At 65.2% G+C, this 26,334-nt stretch carries 24 protein-coding genes; 13 read left to right on the forward strand and 11 right to left on the reverse strand.

What is annotated here, in order from left to right:
• Positions 1 to 10: 10 nt before the first annotated feature.
• The 3 genes from FQU96_RS09935 to FQU96_RS09945 are packed head-to-tail and all read right to left on the reverse strand — an operon-like array spanning position 11 to position 3,344.
• A complete protein-coding gene (locus FQU96_RS09935) occupies positions 11 to 1,390 on the reverse strand; it encodes an FAD-containing oxidoreductase (RefSeq protein WP_146540747.1) in 1,380 nt (459 codons plus the stop codon).
• Positions 1,391 to 1,417: 27 nt separating this feature from the next.
• Positions 1,418 to 2,809: an amidase gene (locus FQU96_RS09940; protein WP_146540748.1), complete on the reverse strand. Its 1,392-nt coding sequence runs from the start codon at positions 2,807 to 2,809 to the stop codon at positions 1,418 to 1,420.
• Between the two features lie 52 nt (positions 2,810 to 2,861).
• Positions 2,862 to 3,344, reverse strand: a complete 483-nt coding sequence (locus FQU96_RS09945; RefSeq protein WP_146540749.1) for a cupin domain-containing protein — start codon at positions 3,342 to 3,344, stop codon at positions 2,862 to 2,864.
• A gap of 242 nt (positions 3,345 to 3,586) precedes the next feature.
• Between FQU96_RS09945 and FQU96_RS09950 the strand changes: the two genes are divergently transcribed.
• The 3 genes from FQU96_RS09950 to FQU96_RS09960 all read left to right on the forward strand — a co-directional run bounded on the left by FQU96_RS09950 (position 3,587) and on the right by FQU96_RS09960 (position 4,908).
• Positions 3,587 to 3,916: a helix-turn-helix transcriptional regulator gene (locus FQU96_RS09950; RefSeq protein ID WP_146540750.1), complete on the forward strand. Its 330-nt coding sequence runs from the start codon at positions 3,587 to 3,589 to the stop codon at positions 3,914 to 3,916.
• Positions 3,913 to 4,419, forward strand: a complete 507-nt coding sequence (locus FQU96_RS09955) for an SRPBCC domain-containing protein (protein WP_146540751.1) — start codon at positions 3,913 to 3,915, stop codon at positions 4,417 to 4,419. The genes FQU96_RS09950 and FQU96_RS09955 overlap by 4 nt, the downstream gene beginning before the upstream one ends.
• Positions 4,420 to 4,494: 75 nt before the next feature.
• The gene (locus FQU96_RS09960; protein WP_146540752.1) at positions 4,495 to 4,908 is read left to right on the forward strand and encodes a GFA family protein; all 414 of its coding nucleotides are present in this window, start codon (positions 4,495 to 4,497) and stop codon (positions 4,906 to 4,908) included.
• A 4-nt stretch (positions 4,909 to 4,912) separates the two neighbouring features.
• On the opposite strand, the gene FQU96_RS09965 is transcribed toward FQU96_RS09960, so the two are convergent.
• Both FQU96_RS09965 and FQU96_RS09970 read right to left on the reverse strand, forming a co-directional pair.
• Complete coding sequence (locus FQU96_RS09965) at positions 4,913 to 5,209, reverse strand: LysR substrate-binding domain-containing protein (RefSeq protein WP_146540753.1); 297 nt, start codon at positions 5,207 to 5,209, stop codon at positions 4,913 to 4,915.
• Positions 5,210 to 5,399: 190 nt separating this feature from the next.
• Positions 5,400 to 6,605, reverse strand: coding sequence for an elongation factor Tu (locus tag FQU96_RS09970; RefSeq protein ID WP_146540754.1), 1,206 nt, complete (start codon positions 6,603 to 6,605; stop codon positions 5,400 to 5,402).
• Positions 6,606 to 7,187: 582 nt separating this feature from the next.
• Between FQU96_RS09970 and purT the strand changes: the two genes are divergently transcribed.
• The 4 genes from purT (at position 7,188) to FQU96_RS09990 (ending at position 11,697) form a co-directional block, all read left to right on the forward strand.
• Positions 7,188 to 8,396 carry a formate-dependent phosphoribosylglycinamide formyltransferase gene (purT, locus tag FQU96_RS09975; RefSeq protein ID WP_255467940.1) on the forward strand — a complete coding sequence of 403 codons (1,209 nt, stop codon included), beginning with the start codon at positions 7,188 to 7,190 and terminating at the stop codon, positions 8,394 to 8,396.
• 147 nt (positions 8,397 to 8,543) lie between these two features.
• Positions 8,544 to 9,530, forward strand: a complete 987-nt coding sequence (locus FQU96_RS09980) for a zinc-binding dehydrogenase (RefSeq protein WP_146540755.1) — start codon at positions 8,544 to 8,546, stop codon at positions 9,528 to 9,530.
• A gap of 14 nt (positions 9,531 to 9,544) precedes the next feature.
• Positions 9,545 to 10,528, forward strand: coding sequence for a GntR family transcriptional regulator (locus FQU96_RS09985; protein ID WP_178130423.1), 984 nt, complete (start codon positions 9,545 to 9,547; stop codon positions 10,526 to 10,528).
• 44 nt (positions 10,529 to 10,572) lie between these two features.
• Positions 10,573 to 11,697 (forward strand): PotD/PotF family extracellular solute-binding protein, encoded by a 1,125-nt coding sequence (locus FQU96_RS09990; protein WP_146540757.1) that lies wholly within the window; start codon positions 10,573 to 10,575, stop codon positions 11,695 to 11,697.
• A gap of 117 nt (positions 11,698 to 11,814) precedes the next feature.
• Here FQU96_RS09990 and FQU96_RS09995 read toward each other — a convergent pair whose 3' ends face one another.
• Entirely contained in the window at positions 11,815 to 13,611 is a 1,797-nt protein-coding gene (locus tag FQU96_RS09995) for a hydantoinase B/oxoprolinase family protein (RefSeq protein ID WP_146540758.1), read from the reverse strand.
• Entirely contained in the window at positions 13,608 to 15,686 is a 2,079-nt protein-coding gene (locus FQU96_RS10000; RefSeq protein ID WP_146540759.1) for a hydantoinase/oxoprolinase family protein, read from the reverse strand. The genes FQU96_RS09995 and FQU96_RS10000 overlap by 4 nt, the downstream gene beginning before the upstream one ends.
• Before the next feature lie 296 nt (positions 15,687 to 15,982).
• Between FQU96_RS10000 and FQU96_RS10005 the strand changes: the two genes are divergently transcribed.
• From FQU96_RS10005 to FQU96_RS10015, 3 genes are read left to right on the forward strand one after another with little or no spacing between them, the layout of a single operon-like run.
• Positions 15,983 to 17,092 carry a sugar ABC transporter substrate-binding protein gene (locus FQU96_RS10005; protein ID WP_146540760.1) on the forward strand — a complete coding sequence of 370 codons (1,110 nt, stop codon included), beginning with the start codon at positions 15,983 to 15,985 and terminating at the stop codon, positions 17,090 to 17,092.
• On the forward strand, positions 17,089 to 18,675 hold the full coding sequence (locus FQU96_RS10010) for a sugar ABC transporter ATP-binding protein (RefSeq protein WP_218574672.1): 1,587 nt from the start codon (positions 17,089 to 17,091) through the stop codon (positions 18,673 to 18,675). The genes FQU96_RS10005 and FQU96_RS10010 overlap by 4 nt, the downstream gene beginning before the upstream one ends.
• A gap of 2 nt (positions 18,676 to 18,677) precedes the next feature.
• The gene (locus tag FQU96_RS10015) at positions 18,678 to 19,688 is read left to right on the forward strand and encodes an ABC transporter permease (RefSeq protein WP_146541618.1); all 1,011 of its coding nucleotides are present in this window, start codon (positions 18,678 to 18,680) and stop codon (positions 19,686 to 19,688) included.
• Positions 19,689 to 19,884: 196 nt separating this feature from the next.
• On the opposite strand, the gene dinB is transcribed toward FQU96_RS10015, so the two are convergent.
• Positions 19,885 to 21,132, reverse strand: a complete 1,248-nt coding sequence (dinB, locus tag FQU96_RS10020) for a DNA polymerase IV (protein ID WP_146540761.1) — start codon at positions 21,130 to 21,132, stop codon at positions 19,885 to 19,887.
• A 36-nt stretch (positions 21,133 to 21,168) separates the two neighbouring features.
• On the opposite strand from dinB, the gene FQU96_RS10025 reads away from it, so the two are divergent.
• On the forward strand, positions 21,169 to 21,873 hold the full coding sequence (locus FQU96_RS10025) for a 2'-5' RNA ligase family protein (RefSeq protein WP_146540762.1): 705 nt from the start codon (positions 21,169 to 21,171) through the stop codon (positions 21,871 to 21,873).
• Complete coding sequence (locus tag FQU96_RS10030) at positions 21,870 to 22,487, forward strand: glutathione S-transferase family protein (RefSeq protein WP_146540763.1); 618 nt, start codon at positions 21,870 to 21,872, stop codon at positions 22,485 to 22,487. The genes FQU96_RS10025 and FQU96_RS10030 overlap by 4 nt, the downstream gene beginning before the upstream one ends.
• On the opposite strand, the gene FQU96_RS10035 is transcribed toward FQU96_RS10030, so the two are convergent.
• From FQU96_RS10035 to FQU96_RS10045, 3 genes are read right to left on the reverse strand one after another with little or no spacing between them, the layout of a single operon-like run.
• The gene (locus tag FQU96_RS10035) at positions 22,484 to 22,891 is read right to left on the reverse strand and encodes a PaaI family thioesterase (RefSeq protein WP_146540764.1); all 408 of its coding nucleotides are present in this window, start codon (positions 22,889 to 22,891) and stop codon (positions 22,484 to 22,486) included. The two genes, FQU96_RS10030 and FQU96_RS10035, sit on opposite strands and share 4 nt — an antisense overlap.
• Positions 22,888 to 23,799, reverse strand: coding sequence for a haloalkane dehalogenase (locus FQU96_RS10040; protein ID WP_146540765.1), 912 nt, complete (start codon positions 23,797 to 23,799; stop codon positions 22,888 to 22,890). Before FQU96_RS10040 ends, FQU96_RS10035 begins: the two co-directional genes overlap by 4 nt.
• A 31-nt stretch (positions 23,800 to 23,830) precedes the next feature.
• Positions 23,831 to 25,231, reverse strand: a complete 1,401-nt coding sequence (locus FQU96_RS10045) for an amidase (protein WP_146540766.1) — start codon at positions 25,229 to 25,231, stop codon at positions 23,831 to 23,833.
• A 151-nt stretch (positions 25,232 to 25,382) separates the two neighbouring features.
• Here FQU96_RS10045 and gcvA point away from each other — a divergent pair, with 151 nt between their 5' ends.
• A complete protein-coding gene (gene gcvA / locus FQU96_RS10050) occupies positions 25,383 to 26,294 on the forward strand; it encodes a transcriptional regulator GcvA (RefSeq protein ID WP_255467944.1) in 912 nt (303 codons plus the stop codon).
• Positions 26,295 to 26,334: the final 40 nt, after the last annotated feature.

A 26,334-nucleotide genomic window follows, 5' to 3' on the forward strand; every position in this document is an offset into this window, starting at 1 on the left:
GAATGAGGGGTCACGGGGACAGCGGGACGAGATCACCGATGATCGTCGGGATGAACTCGGCGATGGTGGGGTGGATGTGCATGGCGCGCTGCAGGACGGTGTAGGGCGCTTTGGCGTACATGGCGTCGAGCACGCAATGGATCGCTTCGTCGCCGCTTGTGCCGAGGAATGAAGCGCCCAGAATTTCTTGCGAGTCGGCATCGACGAGGATCTTCATGAAGCCCTCGGTCTCGCCTTTCTCAAAGGCACGGGAGACATCCTCCATGGCAATCCTGCCAACGAGTGCACGGCGGCCGCTGCGACGAACCTCCGTCTCGGTCATGCCGGCGCGGCCCAGGGGCGGATCGGTATAGAGCGCGTAGGCGGGGATGCGATCGCTCAGGCGCCGCCGGTCGCCGTCGAGCAGGTTGGCGGCCACGATCTCGAAGTCATTGTAGGACGTGTGCGTGAAAGCGCCGCGCCCGTTGCAGTCACCCAGTGCCCAGATGCCCGGCACGTTTGTGCGCAGCTCGTCGTCGACCTCGATGTAGCCACGCTTGTCCATCGTCACGCCCGCGCGGTCGAGCCCGAGATCGTCCGTGTTGGGCCGCCGTCCCGTCGCGACCAGGAGGTGGGAGCCTTTGACCTCGCGCGCACCCTGATCGCAATCCAGCGCCATGACGATCTCTCCATTGCGCTGGGAGAGGCTGAGGCACGTGGCGTTGGTGCGGATCTCGACACCCTCGCGGCTCAGGAACGCCGCCACGGCTTCGGAGACGTCTTCATCTTCACGCGCAATGAGGCGCGGCCCGACCTCGACGATGGTGACCGGGCTGCCGAAGCGGCGATACATCTGTCCGAACTCGAGGCCGATGTAACTGCCGCCCAGCACCAGCAGGTGCTGAGGCAGGAAATCGATGTCCATCATCGAGCTGTTGGTGAGATAGTCGATCTGATCGAGGCCCGCGATCGCGGGCACCGCGGCCCGGCCGCCGACATTGATGAAGATCTTGTCGGCGCTGAGAATCTCGCTGCCGACCTCGACCTCATGCGGCGAGCGGAAACGCGCATGACCCTCGTAGACGGTGCCATTCTCGAGGTTCTTCAGCGATCGCTCGACACCCTTGTTGGACAGGCCGGCCACATAGTCCTTGCGCGCCTTGATGCGCTTCATGTCGACCTTGATGTCGCCGCCAACCGTGAAGCCATAGTCGGCGCCACGCCGTGCCACGTGCACGGCGTAGGCACTGGCGACCAGCGTTTTGGTCGGCGTGCATCCGGTATTGACGCAGGTGCCGCCGAAGCGACCGCGCTCGATGATCGCCACTTTCATGCCCGAGCCTGCCAGCCGCCGCGCGAGCGACGGTCCGGCCTGCCCGGTCCCGATGATGATCGCGTCGTAGGTCGTCATGCCTGGCTCCGGAAGTGACGAGGGCGATCACGCCGGGGCGGTGACCCGTTTCAAATTCTCAACGAGCCAGCGCGCCAACCCGGTCATACGCGCGTCCTCGTGTTGCTGACCCATGAGCTGCACGCCGACCGGCATGCCGCCGACGCTTATCAGCGGAACCGTCACGACAGGCGCGAACAGCATCGAGGAGGGGGCGTTGAACACAAAGTCGCCTGTCGGGCGCGGTGCCAGCGGCTGGCCTGGCACGTCGCCCGACCAGATCGGCGCGGGGCCGGGGCAGGCGAGGGTGATCGCAGCGTCGGCCAGGGACGCCGCGGCGACGTGCGCCAGCTGTGCCTGCTGGCGGGCGAGCAGATGGGTGCGATAGTCGTCGGGCGTCATCGCCTCGGCCTTCGCCAATGTTGCCTTGGCACGGTCGCTGAGGCCATCGGGCGCAGCGTCGAGCATGCCGCGCTGGTACCAGCGGTTCTCCCAGCTGGTGATGCCGTTGCAAACGGCACGCCCGTTGGCGATCGCGCGCTCCAGGGCTTCAATGAACGGATGATCGGTGCGACGGATCAGGGTGACGCCGGCTGCTTCGAGCTGGCGCAGCACCTGCGCGAAGCCCGCCCTGGTCGCCGCATCGACGTCGGGCCAGCCTTCGGTTTCAAGCACGATCAGCCGGTTGGGCTTGGCTGCGGCGGGCAGCGAGTCAGGGCCCATCAGGCCGAGCGTGCCGCGGTCGCCGCCGCAACGCTTGGCTATCTCGATCGCGACCTGCCACATATCCTCGAGGCAGCCGGCGTGCGGGCCGTGCGTGCTCTGGCTGGTGGCGAGCCGTTCGCCGCGGTTGATGCCGCCCTGCGTGGGCTTGAGTGCCACGTTCCCGCAATAGGCGGCCGGCCGGATGATCGAGCCGCCGACCTGGGTTCCGATCGCCACCGGCACCATGTTGGCGCCCACGGCCGCGGCCGAGCCCGACGACGAGCCGCCTGGGGTACGCTTGGGATCAAAGGGGTTGGTGGTGGGGCCCGGATGCGAACCGCCCAGTTCCGCCGTCACCGTCTTGGCGAGGATCACCGCGCCCGCCTGGCGCAGCGCCCAGACCGCGGCGTTATCGCGCTTGGGAAAGTTGCCCTTCATCGCCGCACAGCCCATCTCGGTGGGCATGTCCCTGGTCTCGAGCAGATCCTTGATGGCGACGGGCATGCCATCAATCGAAGACAAGGGCTTGCCGGCCTTCCAGCGTCCGGCGCTCGCGTCGGCGGCGGCGCGCGCAGCGGCCTCGTTCATGGCGGTGAGCGCCTTCACCACCGGCTCGCGCCGCGCGATGGTCTCAAGGCAACGCTCGAGGTAAGCGCGCGGACTGTCGCTGCCGTCTGCAAAGCGGCGGCTGGCGTCATGGAAGGTGAGCGGTTGGTAGTCGGCATATGTGGTCATGTCGGATACCCTAGCACGAGTCGTGATCCTGGTTTCCACGCGTGCCTTTCCGTCAGTTTTCTTCGCGGTCGTAGTAGTCGACGGTGTTCTCGGCGCGAAACAGCTTGCGAAGCACGCGCTGACCGCGCTTGCCCGCCACGATGGAGACTTTCTGGGAATCCGGATATTCGCACGTTTCGACATCGACAAGCGTCGAGAGTGCCAGGTAGCGCATCGTGGTCGTACCGGTGTTGATGATCTGATGCGCCACGTCGGGGCCACCGGGAGGACATGCAATCACGTCGTGCTTGCGGATCGGGTAGCGCTGGTTGCCGAACCGCAACTCGCCCTCTCCCTCCAGGATGAAGAACATTTCCTCTTCGCCATGATGGCAGTGGAAGGGGCATTGGGCTTTGCCGGCGGGTAGGACCGTCAGGTTGTAGCCGAGCCGCTGGGCACCGATGTGATCGCTGATCTGGCCACGGCTCGACGTGTAGCGGCCATTCTCTTCCACATCGTCGAACTGGACGTCCTCGAGGTTGAGGATGGGTTTCATCGCGTCGTTCTCCCGGAATGTGCGCTGTTCTTTCTCATAGCATGTCCCGCATGACATCCGATCGATGCGCTGCTGCCGGACGATTCAAACCGCACGCGCGGCGTACCGCGATTGCAGGACGCGATGTGCTTCCACCCATCTGCGCCACGATTGAAGACATATGACCGACGCGGACCTCACGCTGGCCGAACTGCAAATTAATTAGTATTGACTAATTGATTAGCGTGAGCTAATTAATCGCCATGCATGAAGCCGCTGCCATTGACGTCGTGATGCGTGCGCTTGCGGATCCCACACGGCGCGCCGTGTTCGAGCGGATCTCGAGCGCCGACGAGATCAGCGTGATCGAGCTGACGCGGGGCAGTGGTGTGACGCAGGGTGCTGTTTCCCAGCACCTCAAGACGTTGAAGCAGGCCGGCCTGGTCGCCGAGCGTCCTGAAGGCCGCAATGTCTACTACCGCGCCCAGCCCGAAGGCCTCGCGCCGCTGGTCGACTGGATGAACCACTACGGCGTGTTCTGGCGCAAGCGGTTCGCCAACCTGAGAGTTCTCCTGAAAGAGATTGACCCATGAAGACCGAAGGACAGCAGATCGAGACGCACGCCATCGTCGTGGACGAGGTCCTGCCGCATGCGCCTGAGACGATCTGGAAGGCACTGACGACCGGCGACCTGATCGCGCGGTGGCTGATGGCGCCGACCGGGTTCGAGCCTGTCGCGGGCAAGCGTTTCACATTCCAGACGAAGCCGGGCGGCGCCTGGGACGGCGTCATCCACTGCCAGGTATTGGAGACGAAACCGAACGAACGTTTCGTCTATGCCTGGAAAGGCGGTCACGCGGAAAACGTCGGATACGGTGCGCCGCTGGACACGATCGTCACGTGGACTCTCGCAAAGGTCGACAACGGCACGCGCGTTCGCCTGGTCCATTCCGGCTTCGTCAGGCCCAGGAACGACGGCGCTTTCGAGATCATGAGCAATGGCTGGAAGACCGTCGTGCGACGCCTCGGTGACATCGCGGCGACGGGAACCGACTCCGCCATCCCGGGCGCGGCGGGCGATCTACCCAGCGGCTGAGGGATGATGCGCGGCCGAAAGGTTCCGCGCTGCGCTCGGAATGACCGACATCTTGGACGTGAGGGGAGAAAGCATATGAGCGAGGCCTATACCGGCGGGTGCGCCTGCGGCGCGAACCGCTATGAAATCGACGGCGAACCAGTGGTGTCGGTTCATTGCCAATGCCGCGACTGCCAGCACAAGAGTGGCACCGGGCATGGATCCTACCTGGCCTTCCAGGGTGCTGGCGTTAAGCTGACCGGCGATCCAACGCGCTGGGATCTCGTGGGCGATAGCGGCAACGTAAAAACGCGCGCTTTTTGCCCGACCTGCGGCTCGCCACTCTACATCACGAATGCCGCCATGCCCGGCCTGATCGCCGTGCATGCCGCGAGCCTCGACGATCCTGGCCGCTTCAAGCCGCAGATGGTGATGTACACCGTTCGCGGCCATGCATGGGACTCTGTCGATCCGTCCCTGCCGACGTTCGAGAAGATGCCACCGGCCTGAAGCGTCAAGGGCCGGTGCGTTCGCTGGTCACGCAGCAACAGTCGGCCGCGACAGTCGCCGAGGGCATCTGCGAGCGGACATGCTTGGCAAGGTGCTCGACGACGATGCGGACGCGACCCGTCAGCCGGCGGCGTGGCGGGAAGAGTGCCGAGAGGGTGGCCGCCGGCATGGGAAAATCATCGAGGACCGTCACGAGTCGGCCGGCAGCAACAGCATCGGCGCTGATAAAGCGCGGCAGGCCGACAAGGCCCAATCCCTTGATCGCAGTAAGCAGGAGCGCCTCGCCGTTGTTGGTACGCAACCGACTCCGGCTTCTGGATCAAGCAGGAAGGCCTGCTCCTGACTCAGCTGCTGCTGGCGGCGTGGGGATTGTTGGGGTTCTTCGTTCTCAATGCCGCCCACCTGACGCTCCCGGCGTAGCGGTGATCGGCGATGATACGAGACCCGGCCTCGGGGGTCCCAAGGCCGGGCCTTTCAGGTCAGTGGCGCCGTCAGCCGGTCACGTCGGTCACCAATCCCGCGCCGACGGTCTTGCCGCCTTCACGGAACACGAAGCGGACACCCGGCTCGATCCCCACGGGCCGGTTCAGCTCGAAGCTGATCTCGGCCTGATCGCCCGGCGAGACCGTGGTCTCGCCGTCGGTGAGGATGACGCCCGTCACGTCCGTCACGCCGAAGAAGAATTGCGGGCGGTAGCCGCTCGCAAACGGCGTGTGACGACCGCCTTCGTCCTTGGTCAGGACGAAGATCTGCGCCTTGCCCCGGCTGCGCGCCTTGATCGCGCCCGGCACGCTCAGTACCTGCCCGCGCGCGACCGCGTCGCGCTTGAGGCCGCGCAAGAGAAGGCCGACATTCATGCCGGCCCGCACCTCGGCCACGTCCTTGCGAAAGGACTGGGTGCCGGTCACGGTCACGGCGGCGCCGTCGTTGTCGAAGCCGACGATCTCGACCACATCACCCACCTTGAGCACGCCGCGCTCGACCCGGCCGGAAACGACCGTGCCGCGGCCCGGGATGGTGTGGACGCCCTCGATCGGCATCAGGAACGGGCTGGCATAGTCCCGGACAGGATCCGGGATATGAGCATCCAGCGCCGCCACCAGATCGATGATCGCCTGTACCGCAGGATCGGAGAGATCGTCGCGGTCGACCGCTTGGGCCGCTTCCAGCGCGCTGCCGAAGATGAACGGCGATCCCACATAGCCGTGCGTGGCCAGCAGCTCGCCGGTCTCCAGCTCGATGAGCGCCTTCATGTCGGCGCGATCGGCGGGCGCGACCATGTCCATCTTGTTCACGAACACGACCATGTGCCGCACGTTCACCTGCCGCGCGAGCAGGACATGCTCGATCGTCTGCTTCGCGGCGCCATCGGTGGCGTCGACGAGCAGGATCGCGCCATCCATCTGCGAGGCGCCGGTGATCATGTTCTTCACGTAATCGGCGTGACCCGGGCAGTCGATGTGGGCGTAGTGCCGGCGCGCCGACTCATATTCCACATGACTGGTGTTGATGGTGATCCCGCGAGCCTTCTCTTCCGGTGCCTTGTCGATCTGATCGTATGACAGCGCCTGCCCGCCAAGCCGCGCTGCCTGGATCCGTGTGATGACGGAGGTCAGCGTGGTCTTGCCATGATCGACATGGCCGATCGTCCCGACATTGACGTGGATCTTGGTATCCATCTGCGTAGTCATAGGCATTGTCTTCTCCAGCCTAAGGCGCCACGCGAACCAGATTGGCCAGACCGGGCTCGCGTGGCATTGGCATTGGCGCGCCAATTCGACGAAGGGCCGCAGGGCGACCCCAAAAAGAAAAAGGCCCACCGGGTGAACCCGGTGAGCCTGTGTTCGGTGCCGGGTTCCGTCAGTGGTTCCCGGGCGATGTCGCTCAGGGATGCCTCAGAAATGCGATGGCCCACGCCGCGGCGTCACGCAGCGCGGCAGAGGCGTCATGCATTGCAGTGATCATCGATGCGTGGGCCATGGCCCGTTCCTTCCAGAAAGCGCGCCACCGTGCGCGCAACAAAAAACCCCGGAGGCGGTGCCATCCAGGGTCATCTGACGCAGCAGGAGGCGACCGCCTCCCTGTGGGAGACGAAGCTAGGTCTCGGTCGAATATAGGGCGTCAGCGCCGGCTGAAGCCGTCGCCGGGGGCACCGCGGGTAGATGTTCAATGCGAGACATTAGCCATTCGCCTTCAATAGTCGGGCGGGCATTTATCACAAATGATATCGCGCGACAACTCTGCCTTTGACCGACTACAAGTCGTCGGGAGCGTCGCTCATGGGTTTGAAGGGGAATGTGCGCACGATGACTGCCATCGCCAAAATCCTGTTGCTGGGTTCGGGAGAGCTTGGCCGCGAATTTGTGATCTCCGCGAAGCGGCTAGGGGCTCATGTCATTGCCTGTGACAGCTATGCCGGGGCGCCGGCCATGCAGGTCGCCGATGAGGCTGAGGTCTTTTCCATGCTCGATGGTGCGGCGCTAGGGGCTGTCATCGACCGGCACAAGCCGGATTTCATCGTGCCGGAGGTCGAGGCGATCCGCACCGAGGTGCTGAAGGACTACGAGGATCGCGGCTTCAATGTCGTGCCGTCGGCACGCGCGACGCTGATGACCATGAATCGCGACCGCATCCGCGATGTGGCGGCTACTGAACTCGGTTTGCCGACCTCCCACTATCTGTACGCCGAGACGTTGGAGGAGATGCGCGCCGCCGTGGCCAAGGTCGGCATTCCCTGCGTCGTGAAACCCGTGATGTCCTCCTCCGGCAAGGGCCAGAGCACGGTGCGCAACGCCGATGGCGTCGATGCCGCGTGGGATTACGCCGTCGCCGGCATGCGGGGCGATCGCAAGCGGGTGATCGTCGAGGCGTTTGTCGCTTTCGACTATGAGATCACGCTGCTTACCATCCGCACTCGCACCGGCGTCATCTTCTGCGACCCCATCGGGCACCGGCAGGAGCGGGGCGACTACCAGGAAAGCTGGCAGCCCGCCCTCATGTCGGCCAAGGCCATTGCGGCGGCACAGCAGCAGGCGAAAGCCGTCGTCGACAACCTCGGCGGCTATGGCCTGTTCGGCGTCGAGTTCTTCGTCGTCGGCGAGGATGTCATCTTCTCCGAACTCTCGCCGCGGCCGCATGACACGGGCATGGTGACGCTGATCTCGCAGAACCTGACCGAGTTCGACCTGCACGCCCGTGCGGTGCTGGGTCTGCCCATTCCGTCCATCAGGCAACATGGCCCCAGCGCGTCTGCTGTCATCCTCGCCGACCGCGATGCGCAGGATTTCACGGTTCAGGGCCTCGATGCGGCGCTGCAGTCGCCAAGCCCGGATATCGATGTCGATGTCCGCATCTTCAACAAGCCGACGACGCGACCCTACCGTCGCATGGGTGTGGCGCTGGCGCTCGCCAAGAAGGGCGACATCGACCACGCCCGCGAAGTCGCGCGAGCGGCCGCAGCCAAGGTGACGATCGCGTATCGCAGCTGAAAGAGGATCTGGCGGCATCCGCAAGGCGTTCTGCACGCCTGACTGGCCCGGAGAGACTCTGATCGCTGGCAAAGCCGGCTGGGCGCGGTATTCTCACGCGCGGCGGTGTCATCGCGACGCTGTGCCGAATGGATCTGTGAGTCGACCGTGCGCGCAATTCTTCTGAAGTCTCCCGGTGGCCGGGCCGAGGATCTCGTCGTGGCTGACACGCCCGAGCCGACGGCCGGAGCGGGTGAGGTGGTGGTGGCCGTGGCGTTTGGCGGCTGCAACTTCGCCGACACGATGATGCACAAGGGCACCTACCCGCATCCGAAGGGCTATCCGATCGTGGCCGGGCTGGAGATCGCCGGCCGGGTCACGGCAGTAGGGCCGGACGTGTCCGGCGTCCGGATCGGTGATCGCGTGGCGGCGTTCTCCGAGGGGGCCGGCGGTTTCGCCGAACGCTGCGTCGTGTCGGCCGAGCGGCTGATCCGGCTGCCCGATGGGATCGGCCTGGATGTCGGTGCTGCGTTTCCGATCCAGGCGCTGACGGCCTGGCACATCCTCCATACCGTCAGCACCACGCCCGCCGGCCAGACGATGCTGGTCCATGCCGTGGGCGGCGGACTGGGCCTCTACGTAACGCAACTCGCGGTGATGGCCGGCGCGCGTGTCATTGGCACTGTCGGCACGACAGGCAAGGAGCGGCGCGCGCTGGAATATGGCGCTTCACGGGTGATCAACCGCGAGCAGGAGGACTTCGTCGCGGCGGTGATGGCGCAGACTGGCGGCCGCGGCGTCGACAAGATCGTCGATTCGACCGGCGCCAGCATTCTCGACCGCAGCTTTGCTGCCATCCGCACGCTGGGGCATATCGTCAGTGTCGGCGAGGCGGAAGGCAAGCCGTTCACCAATCTGTGGGAGCGGCTGGTGCCCAAGTCACTCACCTTCACGCGCTTTCATCTCGGCCACAGCGATTTTGCCTCGGCGCAGTGGCGTGCCGGCGTCGATGCGGTGGTTAACGCCATCGCAGCGGGCACGTTGAAGGTGCCGATCGAAGAAGTCTTTCCTTTCGAGCGCGTCGCCGATATGTACGCGCGCCTCGGCTCGCGCCAGGTGGCGGGCAAGCTGGTGCTGGCCGTGCAGGGCGCATGATGGAGCGGCCGTCGTTGGCGACGAACAGACCGTACTACGAAGTGATCCGCGACCTTCTGGCCGCCAACATCGACGGCGGTCGCCTGCCGGTTGGGACCCGTCTGATCACCGCCGCGGTCGCCGACCGGCTGGGGGTCAGCCGGCCGCCGGTCAAGCGGGCGCTGGCGCGCCTGGAGCGGGAAGGGCGGCTGCGCTACTCCCGCAAGTCGGGTTATGTCGTCGGCGCCGCGCGCGATGGTGTCGAACCGGTGCGGCTCAACCTGCATGCGCTGGATCTCGACCTTTCCGGGCCGCTCTCACCGCCATCCCCGCAGGCGACCTGGGAGCGGATCTTCCAGACCGTGGAAAGCGACATCCTGAACTGCATGCCCTTCGGCACTTATCAGATCTCGGAGGCCGGCCTGGGCGACCATTTTTCGGTCAGCCGCACCGTCATCCGCGACGTGCTCTCGCGCATGCAGGACCGTGCGCTGATCAGCAAGGACCGCTCGTCGCACTGGATCGCCGGCCCCTTGAGCGCGCGCATGCTCGATGATGCGCACGCTGTCAGCCGCCTGCTGGAACCCAGCGCGCTCAGTGCCGCCATCCCGCACCTCGATGCCGCCCAGCTCTCCCAGATGCGTGAGCGCGTGCGCCAGGCGCTGGACAACCGCACGGCCGTCTCCCAGACGACGATCGACTTCCTCGAGACCGATCTGCACACGGGCTGCCTGGAGCCGGTCCGCAACCGGCGGCTGGCTGACGCAGCGCGCCTCTCGCAGCTGTCGCTGGTCGTCAACCGGCTGTTCGGCACCTATATCGGTGTGCACGATGAGACCGAGATGCTGATGGAGCATCGGCTGGTGCTGGACCACGTGATCCTGGGTGACGGCGCCGGCACCGAGACCGCGCTGCGCTATCATCTGGATGCCGACCACCAGCGCGCCCGGGCGCGGCTGAAGGTGCTGTCGGTGTTCAGCGCGCCGGAGATCGCGCCCTACCTGATCCGTGTCCACTGATGCGGCAGCGTCGTCACAGGAAAGGCGAGCCCAGGCTCCGGGTCGTGGGGCGCAGCGAGATCCTGCCGCCACCGATCCAGGCGCAAGCCCGACAGGATCTCGATGTCGATATCGACTTCGAGCTGATCGACGGCATCGAAGGCTTGCAGCGGGCCGTCACGCGTCCCGACAGCTTCGACGTCTATCACCAGTGGCACACGATCGATCTGATCTGGACGGCGCGCGCCGTTCAGGCAATCGACCTCGATCGCATCACGCACGGCGCCGAGATCAAGGCCATGGCCTCCGTCGGCAGTGGTCGCGCGCTGGCCACGGTCTTCGACAAGCTGTTTCTGCAGAAGGACGGCAAGCTCGGCCACACGCCGTCGAATCGTATTTCCATGCTGCCGTCCATCCATGGCGTTGATGCGTTCGGCTATCTGCGGTCCATCCGCGAACCACAGGACCAGCAATCCGAGAGTTGGGGCTGGCTGCTCGATAGCCGCTGGCATGGTCGTTCCGCCATCACGGCGCACCCCGTGCTGGGCATCATCGAGGCCGCGCTGGCGGTCGAGGCCGCGGAAGGCGTGGTGTTCGAGGATATCGGCAACCTGTCGATCGAGGAGATCGACCACGTCGCTGACCTGCTGATCCGCAAGAAGAAGATCGGCCATTTCAGGGGCACCTGGATCAACTACGAGGATGCCGCCCGGCTGATGCAGCGCGGCGGCGTGGTCGTGCAGAGCATGCTGTGGCCGGCATTGACCCGGTTGAAGGGGCAGGGCTTGCCCGTCTGCATCGCCACACCGCGTGAAGGCAGCCGCGGCTGGCACGCCGATCTCTGCATTTCCGCCGCAGCCGACGGCGATGTCCTGGAAGCGGCTTACGCCTACCTCAACTGGTGGCACGGCGGCTGGCCGAGCGCCTGCCTCGCGCGCCAAGGCTACTACGCGACCTTCCCGGACCGCGTACGCCGCCATCTTGCGCCGGAGGAATGGGCGTACTGGTACGAGGGGCGGCCCGCCGAGAAGCCGCTGTGCGACCCCTTCGGACAGGTCTGCATCGCGCCAGGCGAGACGCGCGAGGGCGGCGCTCACATGGAACGGATGTCCACCGTGCGCGTGTGGAACACCTTCATGGACGAGCACACCTACCTGGTGCGCCGCTGGAAGGAGTTCCTCGACGCGTGACTGTCTTTTTCGGACCGCGGGCGTCCACGCCCGCATCGGCGCGCAAGCGCCGACTGTTCGCTCTACGCTTTCGCTTCGAGCGAATGCGGGCGTGGACGCCCGCGGTCCGAAAAAATATCAAACCCGACGCGCGCGTTCCGCCGTCGTGGCGGCCGTGTCCAGCACCTTGCCGTTCAGCACCACGCCATACTCGGCCTTAGCCTGCTCGGACGAGATGTAGCCTTCCAGCACGTCGAACAGCACCGCCTCGGGATCGCGCTTCAGCGGATCGCCGTAACCGCCGCCGCAGGGGCCGAAGGAGATCAGGTGATCGCCGGCCTTGACCTTGTGGTAGGGCACTTTGGAAACCAGCGGCGTCTGTTTGCCCGCCTTGTCGATCAGGGTGAGCGATGCCGTCTGGCCGTCGGTGCCGCCGTCGAAGCCCCAGGGGCGAAAGCGGTGGCCGTCGCCCTCGATCGAGAAACCGCCGTCGGCCAGGCAGGTGAACTGGCGCACGGTCCCGATGCCGCCGCGCCATTGGCCCGCCGACGCCGTGTTGTCGCGCAGCTCGTAGCGGTCGACACGGATCGGCAGGTGCGATTCGATATCCTCGATCGGATTGTTGCGGGTGTTGGCGTAGAGCGTGTCGACCGCGTCCATGCCGTCGAGGCCATGGCGGCCGCCGTAGCTGCCCTCGAGGATTTCCATGTGCACCCAGTGCTTGCCTTCATTCAGGCCGGAAAAGGCGATCACGCGCAGATTGCCGATGCCGGCCGAGACCTGCGTCGGCACGGCCTGCGCCAGCGCCTTCATCACCGTGTCGGCTAGCGCATTGCCCGGGCAGAAGCGGGCGATCACGGGTGCCGGGAAGATGGGATTCGCCAGGCATCCCTTGGGTGCGATGATCTCGATCGGCCGCGTCAGGCCCGAATTCTGTGGGATGTTGCCGTAGGTGACGCTGTCCAGCAGGATCGAACGGATGGTGAGCCACACCGCGCAATCGACCGTGCCTTCGAGCGGCATGTTGATGGGCTTGTCGGGGAGTTGCGGCGCGGTGCCGGTCAGGTCGACCACCAGGCTGTCGCCGCGCACCCGGATCGTGGCCGTGATCGGCAGCTCGCGCCGGGCCGGGTCGGGATCGTCGAGGTAGCCGTCGAAGTAGGTTGTGGCGGTGTAGTCGCCGTCGGGCAAGGCGCGGATCGCATCGCGCATCAGCCGCTCGGAGTAATCCATCAGGTCTTCATAGGCCGCGTTGACGGTGGCCAGTCCGTATTGCTGCACCAGCGCCAGGTAGCGGCCGGCGCCGATCTCCGCCGCCTTGATCTGGGCCTCCATGTCACCGACCACCAGGTCGGAAGCGCGGATATTGTCGCGCAGCATGTGCCAGACCGCATCGTTGCGGCGGCCTTCGGATACCACCTTGATCGCCTTGAACTGCAGGCCTTCGGCATAGGTGTCGACGGCATCGACGATGCCGCAGCTGCCGGGTGACAAGGCGCCGATATCGAGGTGATGCGCGGTCGTGACCGAGAAGCCGATGAGGGCGCCGTCAAGAAACACCGGCACGCAGAATCCGACATCGGGTCCGTGGCTGGCGCCGTTGTAAGGGTCGTTGTGCATGATGACGTCGCCCGGCTTCAGCGTCTCGCCGCGCGCCGCCATGATCCTGAGGATGCCGCGGATGTAGCCGGGGATCGGCCCCGACTGCAGCGGCGTCGACATCTTGCATTCGCAGAGCTGCCGGCCCTCGGCGTCGGTCAGCGCGGCGCCGAAATCCTCCGACTCGCGAATGATCGAGGAGTAGCTCATGCGCATGAGCTTGTGGCCCATCTCGATCGCGATGTTCTCCAGGGCGCCGTGGATGACGGCAGCCGTTACCGGATCGATCCGCGTCTTGGCATCCGTCTTCGGACGAAGGGCAGTGTGGACGTTCATGCCGGCTCTCCCAGCGTGATGATGATGTTGCCTGTGTCATCGACGATCGCCGCCGTGCGGGGCGGCACGACCGTCGTGCTGTCCTTCTGCAGGATGATCGCCGGTCCGTCGAAGCGCTGCTGCACCGGGAGTTTCGCACGCTGGTAGACCGGCGTCTCGAAGCTCTTCAGCACACCATCGACGCGGAAGACGCAGGGGCTGGTGCGCAGGTGGGCCGCCTCCAGCGAGCCGCCGGATGGAGTTGGTGGCCGCGCCAGCTTGGGCATGACGCCGGCGCCGCTGACGCGGATGTTCACGATCTCGATCGGGCTCGCTTCGAAGGCGTGGCCGTATTCGGCCGCATGAGCCTTGTGGAAGGCAGCCCAGATCCGTGCCAGGCCTGCCGCATCGATCGTGCCGTCGGGCAGCGGGATCTTGAGCTCATAGCCCTGGCCGACATAGCGCAGGTCGCCGACGCGCCGGTAGGTCACGTCCTGCGCCGGGATCTTGTCAGCCTCGAACTGCGCGGCGAGCTCGGCCTGCATATCGCGGCAGTCGCGGTTGAGCCGGTCGAGATCGACCGCATCGGAGACCTGGAACTGCGTGCGGATGGTGTCGTACTTGAGATCGGTCGTGAGCAGCCCCACGGCCGACGTGATGCCGGGATGGGGTGGCACGATGACCTCGGGGATGCCCAACATCGCCGCCACCTCGGCGCCGTGCAGGGGACCGGCGCCACCGAACGCCACCAGTGCGAAGCCGCGCGGGTCGATGCCTTTCTGGACGGTGCGCGAGCGGATGGCGTTGGCCATATTGGCATTGAGGATGGTCAGCACACCTTCGGCGGCGTCATTGAGCGGCAGGCCCAGCTCGGTTGCCAGCGTGCCGATGACACGGCGGGCGGCATCGACATCGAGCGCCATGCTGCCACCCAGGAAATCGTCAGGATCGAGGCGTCCGAGGACCAGGTTGGCGTCCGTCACGGTGGGGCGGTCGCCGCCACGGCCGTAGGCCGCCGGTCCCGGCACTGCGCCGGCGCTTTGCGGGCCGACGCGGAAGGCGCCGCCGCGATCGACATAGGCGATCGAGCCGCCGCCGGCGCCGATGGTATGGATGTCCAGCATCGGCATCAGCAGTGGGAAGCCCGCGATCGACGTCGAGCGCGAGTCGGTCTCGGCGAAGGTGCCGTCGATGACGATGCCGATGTCGGCGCTGGTACCGCCGATGTCGAACGTGATCAGCCGGCGGCGGCCGGCAAGCTCGCCGACCCATGCGCCGCCGAGGACGCCGGCGACCAGGCCCGACAGCAGCGTCAGCGCCGGCTTCTCCGTCACCATGGTGGGCGTGGCGACGCCGCCGTTGGACGCCATGATGCGCAGGTCGCCTGAGATGCCGCTGTCGTGCAGGGCGCCGTCGAGGTGGTCGATGTAGCGTCCGACCTTGGGTCCGATGAAGGCCGCCAGCGACGCTGTGGTGAACCGCTCGAACTCGCGGAACTGTGGCGACAGGAATGACGATGTGGTGACGAAGGCGTCGGGCATCACTTCCGTGACGATCGCCTTGGCGCGCAGCTCGTGCGACGGATTGAGGTAGGAGAACAGGAAGCAGATGGCGACGGCCTCGACACCTTCGGCCTTCAGTTCCTGCGCGGCGCGGCGCACGGCGTCTTCGTCCAGCGGTTCCAGTTCGTGCCCCGTCGGTGGCGCCAGGCGTCCACCGACGGTCTTGCGGTAGCGTCGCTGGACCAGGGGGCGCGACTGCCAGGGCAGCTCCTGCATGATCGAGTAGTGCTCGACGCGCTGGTGGCGGCCGATATGCACAATGTCGCGGAAGCCGTGATTGGTGATGATGCCGGCCTTGGCGCCTTTGTTCTCGAGAACGGCATTGGTGGCCGTCGTGGTGCCGTGAAAGACGTAGCGGATGCCACCGGGATCGATGCTGTTCTGCTGGCACAGTTCGCGGATGCCGGTCAGCACGCCTTCGGAAGGATCATGCGGCGTGGTCGACACCTTGTGGATCGCCAGCGTGCCGGTCTTCAGATCACAGAACACCAGGTCCGTGAAAGTGCCGCCGACGTCCACGCCGATCGTTTGCATCAATGTCTCCTGTCTCGCTCCTCACAACCGTAACATGGATTCATAATTCACAAATAGATAGACATCGGTCACGCTGCCGATACGGCGGATCCGGTACCGGATCGCGCTCTGGATGAGGTGCTTGCCCACTCACTCGCATGCTGCGTGTGGCTGCACCTGCACAGTTTATCGGCGCACGGTGCCGACAATCCAGGCAACGCAAACCGGACAGCCAGGGCGGATGATTCTCGATTGTAAGAAATGAACTATGTATACATGATGTGGACACGCGGGATGGCGCATTGCAGGGGGGAACAATGATGATCTGGTCTGTCCTGAAACGAAGCGTTCTGGGGGCTGCGATCTGCACCGGGATCGCCGGCACGGCCGTTGCCGATGACCTTGTGAAGAAGGCCGAGGCGGAACTCGCCCAGTATCGCACCATTCCCAAGTTCGAGGCGCCGGGCGCACCCTTCGATGCCAAGGCTTGCATGGCCGGCAAGAAGATCCTGAGCGTGCCGGCATCGAGCGCGATTCCGTTCCTGTCGACCATCAACAAGGCGATGGCGCGCCTTGCCAAGGACATCGGCTTCCACTTCCAGGTCTGGGAGAACCAGGGGCAGGTGTCCCAGTGGGTGCAGGGATTGAACTATGGCGCATCGAACAAGTTCGACCTGATCGAGATGCTGGCCGGCGCCGATCCGCGCGCCGTCGAGCCGCAGATCAAGGCCGCCAGGGCCGCCGGTTCCAAGGTCGTCGCATCGCACCTCACCGGGTTTGAGCAGGCGGTGCCCGGCGGTGCCGATGGCGTCGTGCCGATCAACTACAAGCGGGCCGGCGAATTGCTGGCGTGGTGGGCCTTGGGCCGCACCAACGGCAAGACCAATGCGTTGGTCCTCATTGTCAGCGGCGCGCTGTCGACCGATTCGATGATGGACGGCCTCAAGGAGGTCTTCGCCAAGAACTGTACCGGCTGCAAGTACACGGTGATCGATGCGCCGGTGTCGGAGTGGGCGACGAAGATACAGCCGGCGGTTCAATCCGCCTTGCTGGCGGATCCCTCGATCAACGCCATCGTGCCGATCTATGATTCCATGGCGCAGTTCGTCCTGCCGGCGCTGACGATCACGGGCAAGGCTGGCCGCATTCCCATCGGCACGTTCAATGGCACGCCATTCGTCATCGGCCTGGTGCAAAGCGGCCAGGTCGAATTGGATATCGGTGAGAACCTCGATTGGATCGCGCACGGCGTGCTTGATTCACACATGCGCCGCCTGTGCGGACTGGGCGAGATCAAGGATCCCAAGATCCCGTTCCTCGTCTTCGACAAGTCGAATGCCGCAACCGCCGGCACCCCGCCGGTCGATTCCAAAGGCTACGGCGACGAATACGTCGCAGGTTTCCGCAAGCTGTGGAAGCTTCAGTGAATGCGGCCCTCGCGTCCGGTGTGGCGTCGCGACCCGACACCACACCGGTGCTTGAGATATCCCATCTGTCGAAGCGGTTCGGCGGCAGCAAGGCGCTGGATGACGTCAGTCTTGTCGTCGGCGCACGCGAAGTGCATGGCCTGCTGGGGCAGAACGGTTCCGGAAAATCGACGCTGATCAAGGTCCTGGCCGGATTTCACGCGCCAGACCCCGGTGCGCGGCTATGGATCAACGGACATGAGGTTTCTTTGCCGTTGCGGCCAGGAGACTTCCAGCGCCTAGGCATCAGCTTCGTGCACCAGCACCTGGGGCTGGTGCCGTCGATGAGCGTGCTGGAGAACCTGCTGATCGGCGAGCACGCCGTCGCACGGCGCTGGCGCATCGCCTGGGCTCGGCAGGCCGAGCGTGCGAATGCACTGTTTGCCCGCTTCGGGATGACGTTGGATCCTTTGGCCGCGGTCGAGACGCTGACATCCGTCGAACGCGCGCAGCTGGCGATCGTGCGCGCGTTTGATCAGCTGAGCAGACAGCCGGGTACGGGCACCCGGCTGCTGGTGCTCGATGAACCGACGCCGTTCCTGCCTGCCGCCGACGTGCAGAAGCTGTTCCAACTGGTGCGCACTCTGGTCAGCGAAGGCGCCAGCGTGCTCTTTGTCTCGCATGATATCGACGAAGTCATGGACATCACCGACCGGATCACCGTCCTGCGCGATGGCAGGGTCGCGGGCACCATGGCGACGGCGGGGACGAACAAGGCCGATATCGTGCGCACGATTGTCGGCCGTGCTGTCGATCTCGAGGCCATGCGCGCGCCGAAGCGCAACTTGGGGGGCGATGCGGTCCGCATCGATGGCATGCGCGGTGGGATTGTCGACGACGTGTCGATCGCCGTTCGCCGCGGCGAGATCGTCGGCCTGACAGGACTGATCGGATCCGGCTACGACGAGATCGTGCATCTGGCCTACAGCTCGGTGCGCGCCAGCGGCGGGCGGCTCTCGATCGATGGTGTAGTGCTTGATCTGGCACGCCTGACACCGGATGCGGCGATCGCGGCCGGTGTCGTCCTCGTTCCCGGCGATCGCCAGAACGATGCCGTCGTCGGCACGCTCTCGGTGGCGGCGAACGCCAGCCTGCCGGTGCTGAAACGGCGGCACGGCGGCTGGGCGATCTCGGAGAGCGGCATGAACCGCATCGCGCGCGATCTTGCCGAGACGTTCGATGTGCGGCCGCGCGATCCGTCGCGCCTAATGGCGCACCTGTCGGGTGGCAATCAGCAGAAGGTCGTGCTGGCCAAGTGGTTCCAGATCGATCCCAAGTTGATCCTGCTGGACGAGCCGACGCAGGGAGTCGACATTGGCGCCCGCGAGCAGATTTTCGGGGTCATCCGGCGCATGAGTGAAAACGGTACAGCGGTGCTGTGCGCCAGCTCCGACCACGAGCAACTCGCCGCGATCTGCGATCGGGTGATCGTGCTGTCGCGCGGCAGGATCGTCGCCAGCCTCGAGGGCGATGCCATCTCCAAGCCGGCGATCGCGGAACTCTGCTATGCCTCGTTTGGCGACACCACCGGGAGCGTTTCGTGACGATGACGTCGGCCAGGCGGCGGGACACAGACCGCGCGGCGCGGGAAGAGAGAACCGGCCAGGTCTGGATCGACCGCGGCGAGCGCTACGGCCTTATCGTGGCCTGGCTTGCCGTCATCGCCATCTTCGGCGCCATCCGCCCGGAGGTATTCCTCTCCTGGGCCAATTTCTCGACGATTTTCGGCTCCCAGGCGGTGCTGGTCGTGGTCACGCTCAGCCTGATCATCCCGCTCACGGCCGGCGATTACGATCTGTCGGTCGCCAGCGTATTGACCACGTGCTCCATGCTGGTCGCGGTTCTCAATGTCACGCATGGTTGGCCGATCGAAGCGGCGATCCTGACCGCGTTGCTGGTCGGGCTGCTGGTGGGCGCGGCGAACGCAGCCATCATTCTTTATTTCCGTATTCACTCCCTGATCGTGACGTTGGGCATGGGGACCTTCATCCACGGCGTCACGCTGTGGTTCTCCGATTCGCAGACGATCAGCGGCATCGATTCGAAGCTTATCACGGCCGTCATCGCCACACGCCTGTTCGGTATTCCGCTGGCGTTCTACTATGCCCTGATTGTCGCCTTGGTGATCTGGTACGTCTTCGGCCACACGGCGATCGGGCAGCGTCTGCTCTTCGTCGGACGGGGCCGCGAGGTCGCCCGCTTGTCCGGTATCAAAGTGGACCGGGTGAGGTTCGCCGCGCTGGTCGCATCGGCGGGCCTCGGTGGCGTGGCCGGTATCCTCTATGCCGGCACCACGGGCGCTGCCGATCCCAGTTCGGGATTGACGTATCTCCTGCCGGCGTTCGCCGCCGCCTTTCTCGGCGCGACAAGTATCGTGCCTGGTCGGTTCAATGCCATCGGGTCGGTGGTCGCGGTCTACTTCCTGGTCACCGGAATCACCGGCCTGTCGATCCTCGGTGTCTCGACCTACGTTCAGGACCTCTTCTACGGTGCAGCCCTGATCGTGGCGGTGGCGCTATCGCAGCTCGTGCGCGGCCGCGAAGAGCGCCTGACTTGAGGGGCGACGGGTTATCCTGCGAGGCCTCGTATCCGCTGTGGTGCTGACCGCCGTCGGCAGGACCGTCGCACGGGGGATCACGGGCTACGACCCTAACAACGCACTTCAATATGTGGGTAGCGGTCCGCTGACGGGTGAACCGAGGACTTGCTTGGCAGAGCAGGGCAAATTCCGCGGCCGGCAGACGCTGGTCCTCTCACAGCTCCTTCTCGGCCAGTTCGCGGAAGGCATCGGGAACCGACCGGGCGATGCCCAATGCCACGGACCCGTAGCCAACGGCGTTCCATCCGAAGCGCGCGCGGACCTTGTCGATGGCGCGGTCGGCGGCCCAACGTGCCAGGCCTTGGCGGCTTCCAGGGCGGCGTGGCTCGTCAGCGAGCCCCAGCGGCAGGTCGAGCTGCGTCTCGGCGTGCTCATCGAGATGAGATACGGAGATCGCCAGCAGCGAGATCGTCTTCTCCAGCGGATACTGATCCAGGATCGTGCGCACCAAGGTCTCGGCGATCTCGGCAAGGATTGCCGTTGCCGAGACCGGTGCATCGAGCGTGATCGAGCGTGTCACCGAACGCAGGTCGGCGAAACGAACGCGGACTGTCACCGTGCGCCCGGGGCGTGATTTGGCGCGCAGTCGCGTGGCGACCCTGTCCGCGAGATAGCGCAGGGTCGGCTGAAAGGTGTGCTCATCGGCGGGCTTCATGCCCAGGGCTGACTGCGCGCCAGCCGACCCGGCGCGATGGTGCGTCTTGATCTCGCGTGGGTCGCGGTTCCATGCCAGCGCTGTCAATTTCTCGCCGGCGGCTGGGCCCAGCAATCGATGGAGAGACCGTCCTGGGATGCGTGCCAGTTGACCGATCGTCAGCACGCCGCTCTCGGCCAGGCGCGCCTTGGTCACCGGACCCACGCCCCACATCAGGTCGACGGGCAGGTCATGCAGGAAGTTCAGCTCGGTCGCGGGATCGACGACGACAAGCCCATCGGGCTTGGCAACCTGTGATGCAATCTTGGCGAGATGCTTGGTGCGCGCGACGCCAACGGAAATCGGCAGGCCCAACTCGGTGCGCACCCGTCGCCGGATCGTCGCTGCGATGTCTGCTGGCGATCCGAAGAGGTGCGTACAGCCCGCCACGTCAGCAAACGCCTCGTCGATGGAGATCCGTTCCACGAGCGGCGTGAAGTCACCGAGCACGGCGATGGCGGCTTCTCCCAGCCGCTGGTACTCGTCGAAATGGCCGCCGACAAAGGTGAGCTGCGGACAAAGCTCGCGCGCCCGCCGTCCCGGCATGCCGCCGCGCACGCCAAACGCCTTGGCCTCATAAGACGCCGCCAGCACGACTCCGCCGCCGACGGCGATCGGCTTTCCGCGCAGCGACGGGTCGAGCAGCTGCTCGACCGAGGCATAGAAGGCATCGAGGTCGGCATGGAGGATGGTGGCTGTCGTCTCCATCCCGACCTCCCGTTCGGCCTGCCGCAACAGATCTGAATGACAAGAACAAAAGAAGAACATAAAGTGACGGAAGTCAAGTCCAACATTCTTCCGTTGCGCCAGCGCGGCACCGCTGTGAGGTCAACCATGTCACATCAGCCTTGGATCCCAGGTCTCGAGGACAAGCCGAGTCGTCCCGATGGTGTGTACTTCGCGCTCAAGCCGGAGATGGAGATTGCGTCGGAGATCAGACGGATGGCCGAGCGGGAGAAACGTCGCCATCGGTTGAGAGGACGTCCGATTACACCGGAATGCCTGCACGCGACGCTGCATTTCCTGGGGCGAGAACGCCAGCCGCGTCCCGGCGTGCTCTTCGCTGCACAGCGTGCCGGCGAAGCGGTTGCGATGCCCCCGTTCGATGTTGCCTTCGATCGTTTGGAGAGCTTCCTGACGCGGCCGGATCGTATGCCGCTTGTACTGCGCGGCGACGACGGGCTCGCCGGCGTGATGATGCTGTATCGGTTGCTGGGCGAGGCTATGGAAAAGGTCGGGCTCGGTCCCTATGTGCAGCCGCACTACACGCCGCACGTGACCGTGTTGTATGGCCACCGACCCATCACCGAACAGCGCATCGAGACCATTGGCTGGAGGGTGCGAGAGTTCGTTCTCGTGCGCAGCCTGTACGGCGAGGGTAGGCACGTCGAGCTGGGGCGGTGGCCCCTGTGTCCTTCCACCGAGGTGAATCTCCGGGGAGAACCATGAAGCTTCTCTATCAAACGCACTCGCCCTACGCCCGCAAGGCGCTGGTCTTCGCGCATGAAGTCGGGATCGCCGATCGGCTGGAGGTCGTGCATCACGAAACCAGCCCGACGCGCCGCAACGAGGCAGTGTTCGCCGAGAACCCCCTGGGCAAGGTCCCGGTCCTCATCCGTCCGGGCCTGACGCCGATCTTCGACTCCGATGTCATCTGTGCCTATCTCGACACCTTGCATGATGGGCGGAAGCTTGTTCCGCCCGATGGTGAGGCGCGCTGGCAGGCGCTGCGCATCCAGGCGGTGGCGCAGGGGCTGGGCGACGCTGGAATCGCCGTGCGCTGGGAGACAGTGCGCCGGCCGGAGGCGCTGCGCTTTCCGCCGCTGCGCGATGGGTACACGGCAAAGCTTATCGCGAGCTATGACTGGCTCGAACGGACGCTGGACATCAGTCCGGCGATCCATATTGGCCACGTCGCGCTGGCGACGATGCTGGGGTGGCTCGAATTCCGCGAACTGCCGTCGTTTCGTGACGGCCGACCGCGGTTGGCCGCATGGTTCGATGCCTTCGATGCCCGGCCATCGATGCGGGCGACGCCGCTCTCGGGCGAAACGCACGACTAGCGCGGGTAGAGAATGATCTGGGTGCAACGGAACAAGGCGATGGTCTTGCCGCTGCGTTCCTCTTTCACCATGGCATCCCAGACCTGGGTCGAGCGTCCGGCGTGGGCAAGGTACGCATCGCAGGTCACGCCGCCGGCGCGGACGGTGCCGATGAAGTTGGCTTTGAGCTCGGCGGTCGTGAAGCCGGACGCGCCTTCGGGCAAGGCACCGAGGCAGCCGAAACCGCACGCCGTGTCGGCCAGGGCAACGACCGTGGCGGCATGAAGGTAGCCGGTCGGCGCCAGATGCTGGCGCGAAACCGTGACCCGTCCGCGCACGAATCCCGGGCGCGCATCGACCCACTCGAACCCCAGCAGACCGGGCAGGCTGCCCGCCTGCTCGGCCTGGAATGTGGCCGCGTTCATGGTTTGCCAGGGGGCAGAGGCGCGATCTGTCCGGCGAGAACCTTCGCCACGAAGCGTGCGGTTGCGTCGCCGACCTCGGCCGGTGCGTCTTCCTGCAGGAAGTGCGCGCCCTTGACGGTGATCTCCTGCTGATTGGGCCAGGCGCGGCAGAATTCGCGCTGGGCGCCGATCAAGAAACCGGACGGATCGCCATTGATGAACAGCTTGGGGATCGGGCTGGTGCTGAGCCAGCGTGCGTACGACTCGACGATCCGCACGACGTCCTCGGGTTGGCCGGCGATCGGCAGTTCCCGCGACCAGGTCAGCATCGGTTGGCGTTGCGGGCCGGGGTTCCTGTAGTGCCGGCGGTAGATCTCCATCGCGTCAGGGGAAATGCCGCGCAGCGGCAACAGGTATTCGATGAAGAGGTTCTTCTGCAGGATCAAGTTCTCGCCGTCGCGCGACCGCTGTGCCTGGAAGAAACCGCGCGTGGCTTCAGGCCATTCGTCCCAGGACAGGAACGGCCGCACGATTCCTTCCATGTAGACCAGCGCTTTGATGCGGTCAGGATGGCGATGCGCCCAGGCGAACCCCAATGCCGATCCCCAGTCATGAACGACCAGTATGATATTCTTTTTCAGCCCCATCACCTCGAACCAGGCATCGAGATAGCGTTGATGATCCACGAAACGATATGAGCCGTTGGGCGCGGCGCCCGAGTTACCCATGCCGACGAAATCGGGGGCCAGGCAGCGACCCAACGGCAGCAGATAGGGGATGATGTTGCGCCACAGATACGAGGGCGTCGGGTTGCCGTGCAGGAAGACGATCGGATCGCCTTCTCCGACATCGACATACGCCATGTCCGTATCCAGCACCTGGACGCGCTTTCGGTAGCACGTCTCCTCGGTCGAAATGGGGGGATGCATCGCGGTCTCTCCTCGTGGCCCGTGGGTGATGTCAGATGGCAGGGTGACGGCGGTGCCAGGATGTCGCGCCCTGGAAGGCAGCGCCGGCGCGAACAAGCATGGCTTCGCCCAGATGTCCGGCCACGAGTTGAAAGGCGACCGGCAGGCCTTCCGTCGTAAAGCCGCCCGGCAGCGTGATCGTCGGATGGCCGGTCATGTTGAACGGGCAGGTGTAACGCTGGAGCTTGACGATGAGCTCGGGCTGCTCGCCCAGGGTGCGGATCATCGCGAGCGTCGGGGGCGCAAACGGATGCACCGGCGTCAGCAGCAGGTCGATCGTGTCGAACAGGGCAGCAACACGACCCCGCAGGTCCATGCGCCGCAGCAGAATCTTCTGATAGTCGATGCCGCTCAGCGCATGCCCGGCCTCGATGACGGATGCCAGGACGGGACCGTAGGCACTTTTCCGCGATGGGTAAGTGGACGCGTGCGCAACCGCGGTCTCGACGGCGCATTGCGGCACCCAGTCCAGGATGGCTTGCGTCACATCGGGAAAATCGACATCGACGATGGTGGCGCCCTGGTGACGAAAGACTGCCGCCGCCTCCGCCAACACCGCCTGGGTTGTCGTGTCGACATCATGGGTGTTCCATCTGGCGTCGACACCGATGCGCAATCCCCGCGCACCGCGTTCTGTCATTGCCACATAGTCCGGTACCGGATCGCGCAGCGCGGTCGGATCACGTGGATCACTGCCGGCGATGGCACCCAGCATGATGCCTGCGTCGATCGCGCTGCGGGCCATCGGCCCGACATGATCCAGCGACGCCGCGAGCTCGAACACGCCGTGACGGCTGACGCGGCCCCAACTCGGCTTCAAGCCCGTGATACCGTTGGCGGCCGAAGGCCAGCGGATGGAGCCGCCGGTGTCCGAGGCCAGTGCGCCGTAGCATAGACCTGCTGCGGTTGCCGCGCCGGGGCCGCTGGATGAAATGCCCGGCCAGTACGCGGCATGCCACGGGTTCTTCGGCGGCACCACGGAGGGATGATGGTCGGAATAGGCGCCTTCCGTGAGTTGCAGTTTGCCCAGCAACACCGCGCCGGCGTCCGCCAGGCGACGCACCACCGTCGCATCCTCGTCGGGGCAGTGGTCCTTGTGGATCGCCATGCCGGCGGTGGTCGGATAACCGCTGGTCCAACACAGGTCCTTGACCGCGACCGGCACGCCATGCAGCGGTCCACGGTACCGGCCGGCGGCGATCTCCGTTGCTGCGGCCTGTGCCTGCGCCATCGCCGTATCGGCCATCACCCCCGCGTAGCTGCCGAGCGCGCCGTCGGCGGCGGCAATGCGATCAAGCTGGGCGCGTGTGGCAGCCACAGGTGAAATCGAGCCTGCCCGGATGCGGGCCGCGAGAGCAGCGATGTCGAGGTAGTGCAGATCGATGCCGTTCACGTAAGTTCACCTTATCCGATATTGTTCGACGTGATTTATTGATGACGGCGCTGGTTCCCGAATAGGCGCTAAGGTGTGTCGTGTCGGCATGATCCGCAAACCAGATGATCTGGCCATTTCAGCTTAGGAAATCTAAATGAGCAGCCATCGCTTGCCGCCGCTGAACGCTCTGCGTGCCTTCGAGGCCACGGCGCGCCATCTGTCGGTCAAGAACGCGGCCGAGGAGCTGTGCGTGACGCCGGGGGCCGTGAGCCAGATGCTGAAGGCGCTTGAACTGCATCTCGGGATCAAGCTGTTTCAGCGCGTCAATCGCGGCATCTTCCTGACTGACGCGGGGCAGGGGTATCTGCCGCCGATCCGCAACGCGTTCCGGCAGATCAGCGAGGCCTCACGGCGCCTTGCCATGTCTGCCGATACCGGTGTCCTGACGGTGAGCGTGACGCCGTTCTTCGCCTCCGCCTGGCTCGTGCCGCGGCTGAGATCGTTCCAGAAGGTTCATCCCGATATCGACCTGCAGGTCGTGAGCAGCAATGCGCTGGTGGATTTTGCACGCGACGGCGTGGATGTCGCCGTGCGCCACGGGCTAGGTCGTTATCCGGGCCTGCGCAGCGAACGCGTTGTCGCCGTCGAGGTCGTGCCGGTCGCGGCACCGGATCTGATTGCGCAGTACGGGATGCCAGCCTCCCCGGATGATTTGACGCGATGGCCGCATGTCCATGATGCCGAGCGCAAGGGATGGCATCTGTGGTTTCAAGCGCAGGGGATCGATGACATCGGCGCGCCCCGTGGACCCGCGTTCGACGATTCGAGCCTGCTGCTGCAAGCCGTACTGACGGGGCAGGGTGCCGGCCTGTTGCCGGCGGCGATGGTGGCTCTCGATCTCGCCGACAAGCGACTCGTGAGACTAGCGAAAGTCACTCTGCTGGAAGCCTTCGCTTACTATCTCGTCTACCCGGAAGCCAGCCATGAGCAGGCGAAGGTTGCCGCTTTTCGCACGTGGATTCTCGATGCTGCCGCCGGCAATGTGATCCGCAAGACGACTTCCAAAAATCGCGCCGCATGAAAAGCGACAGCAGGCGCGATGCTGTGTCAATTCGGTGACG

Source organism: Reyranella sp. CPCC 100927, from assembly GCF_007859315.1.
GTDB lineage: Bacteria > Pseudomonadota > Alphaproteobacteria > Reyranellales > Reyranellaceae > Vineibacter.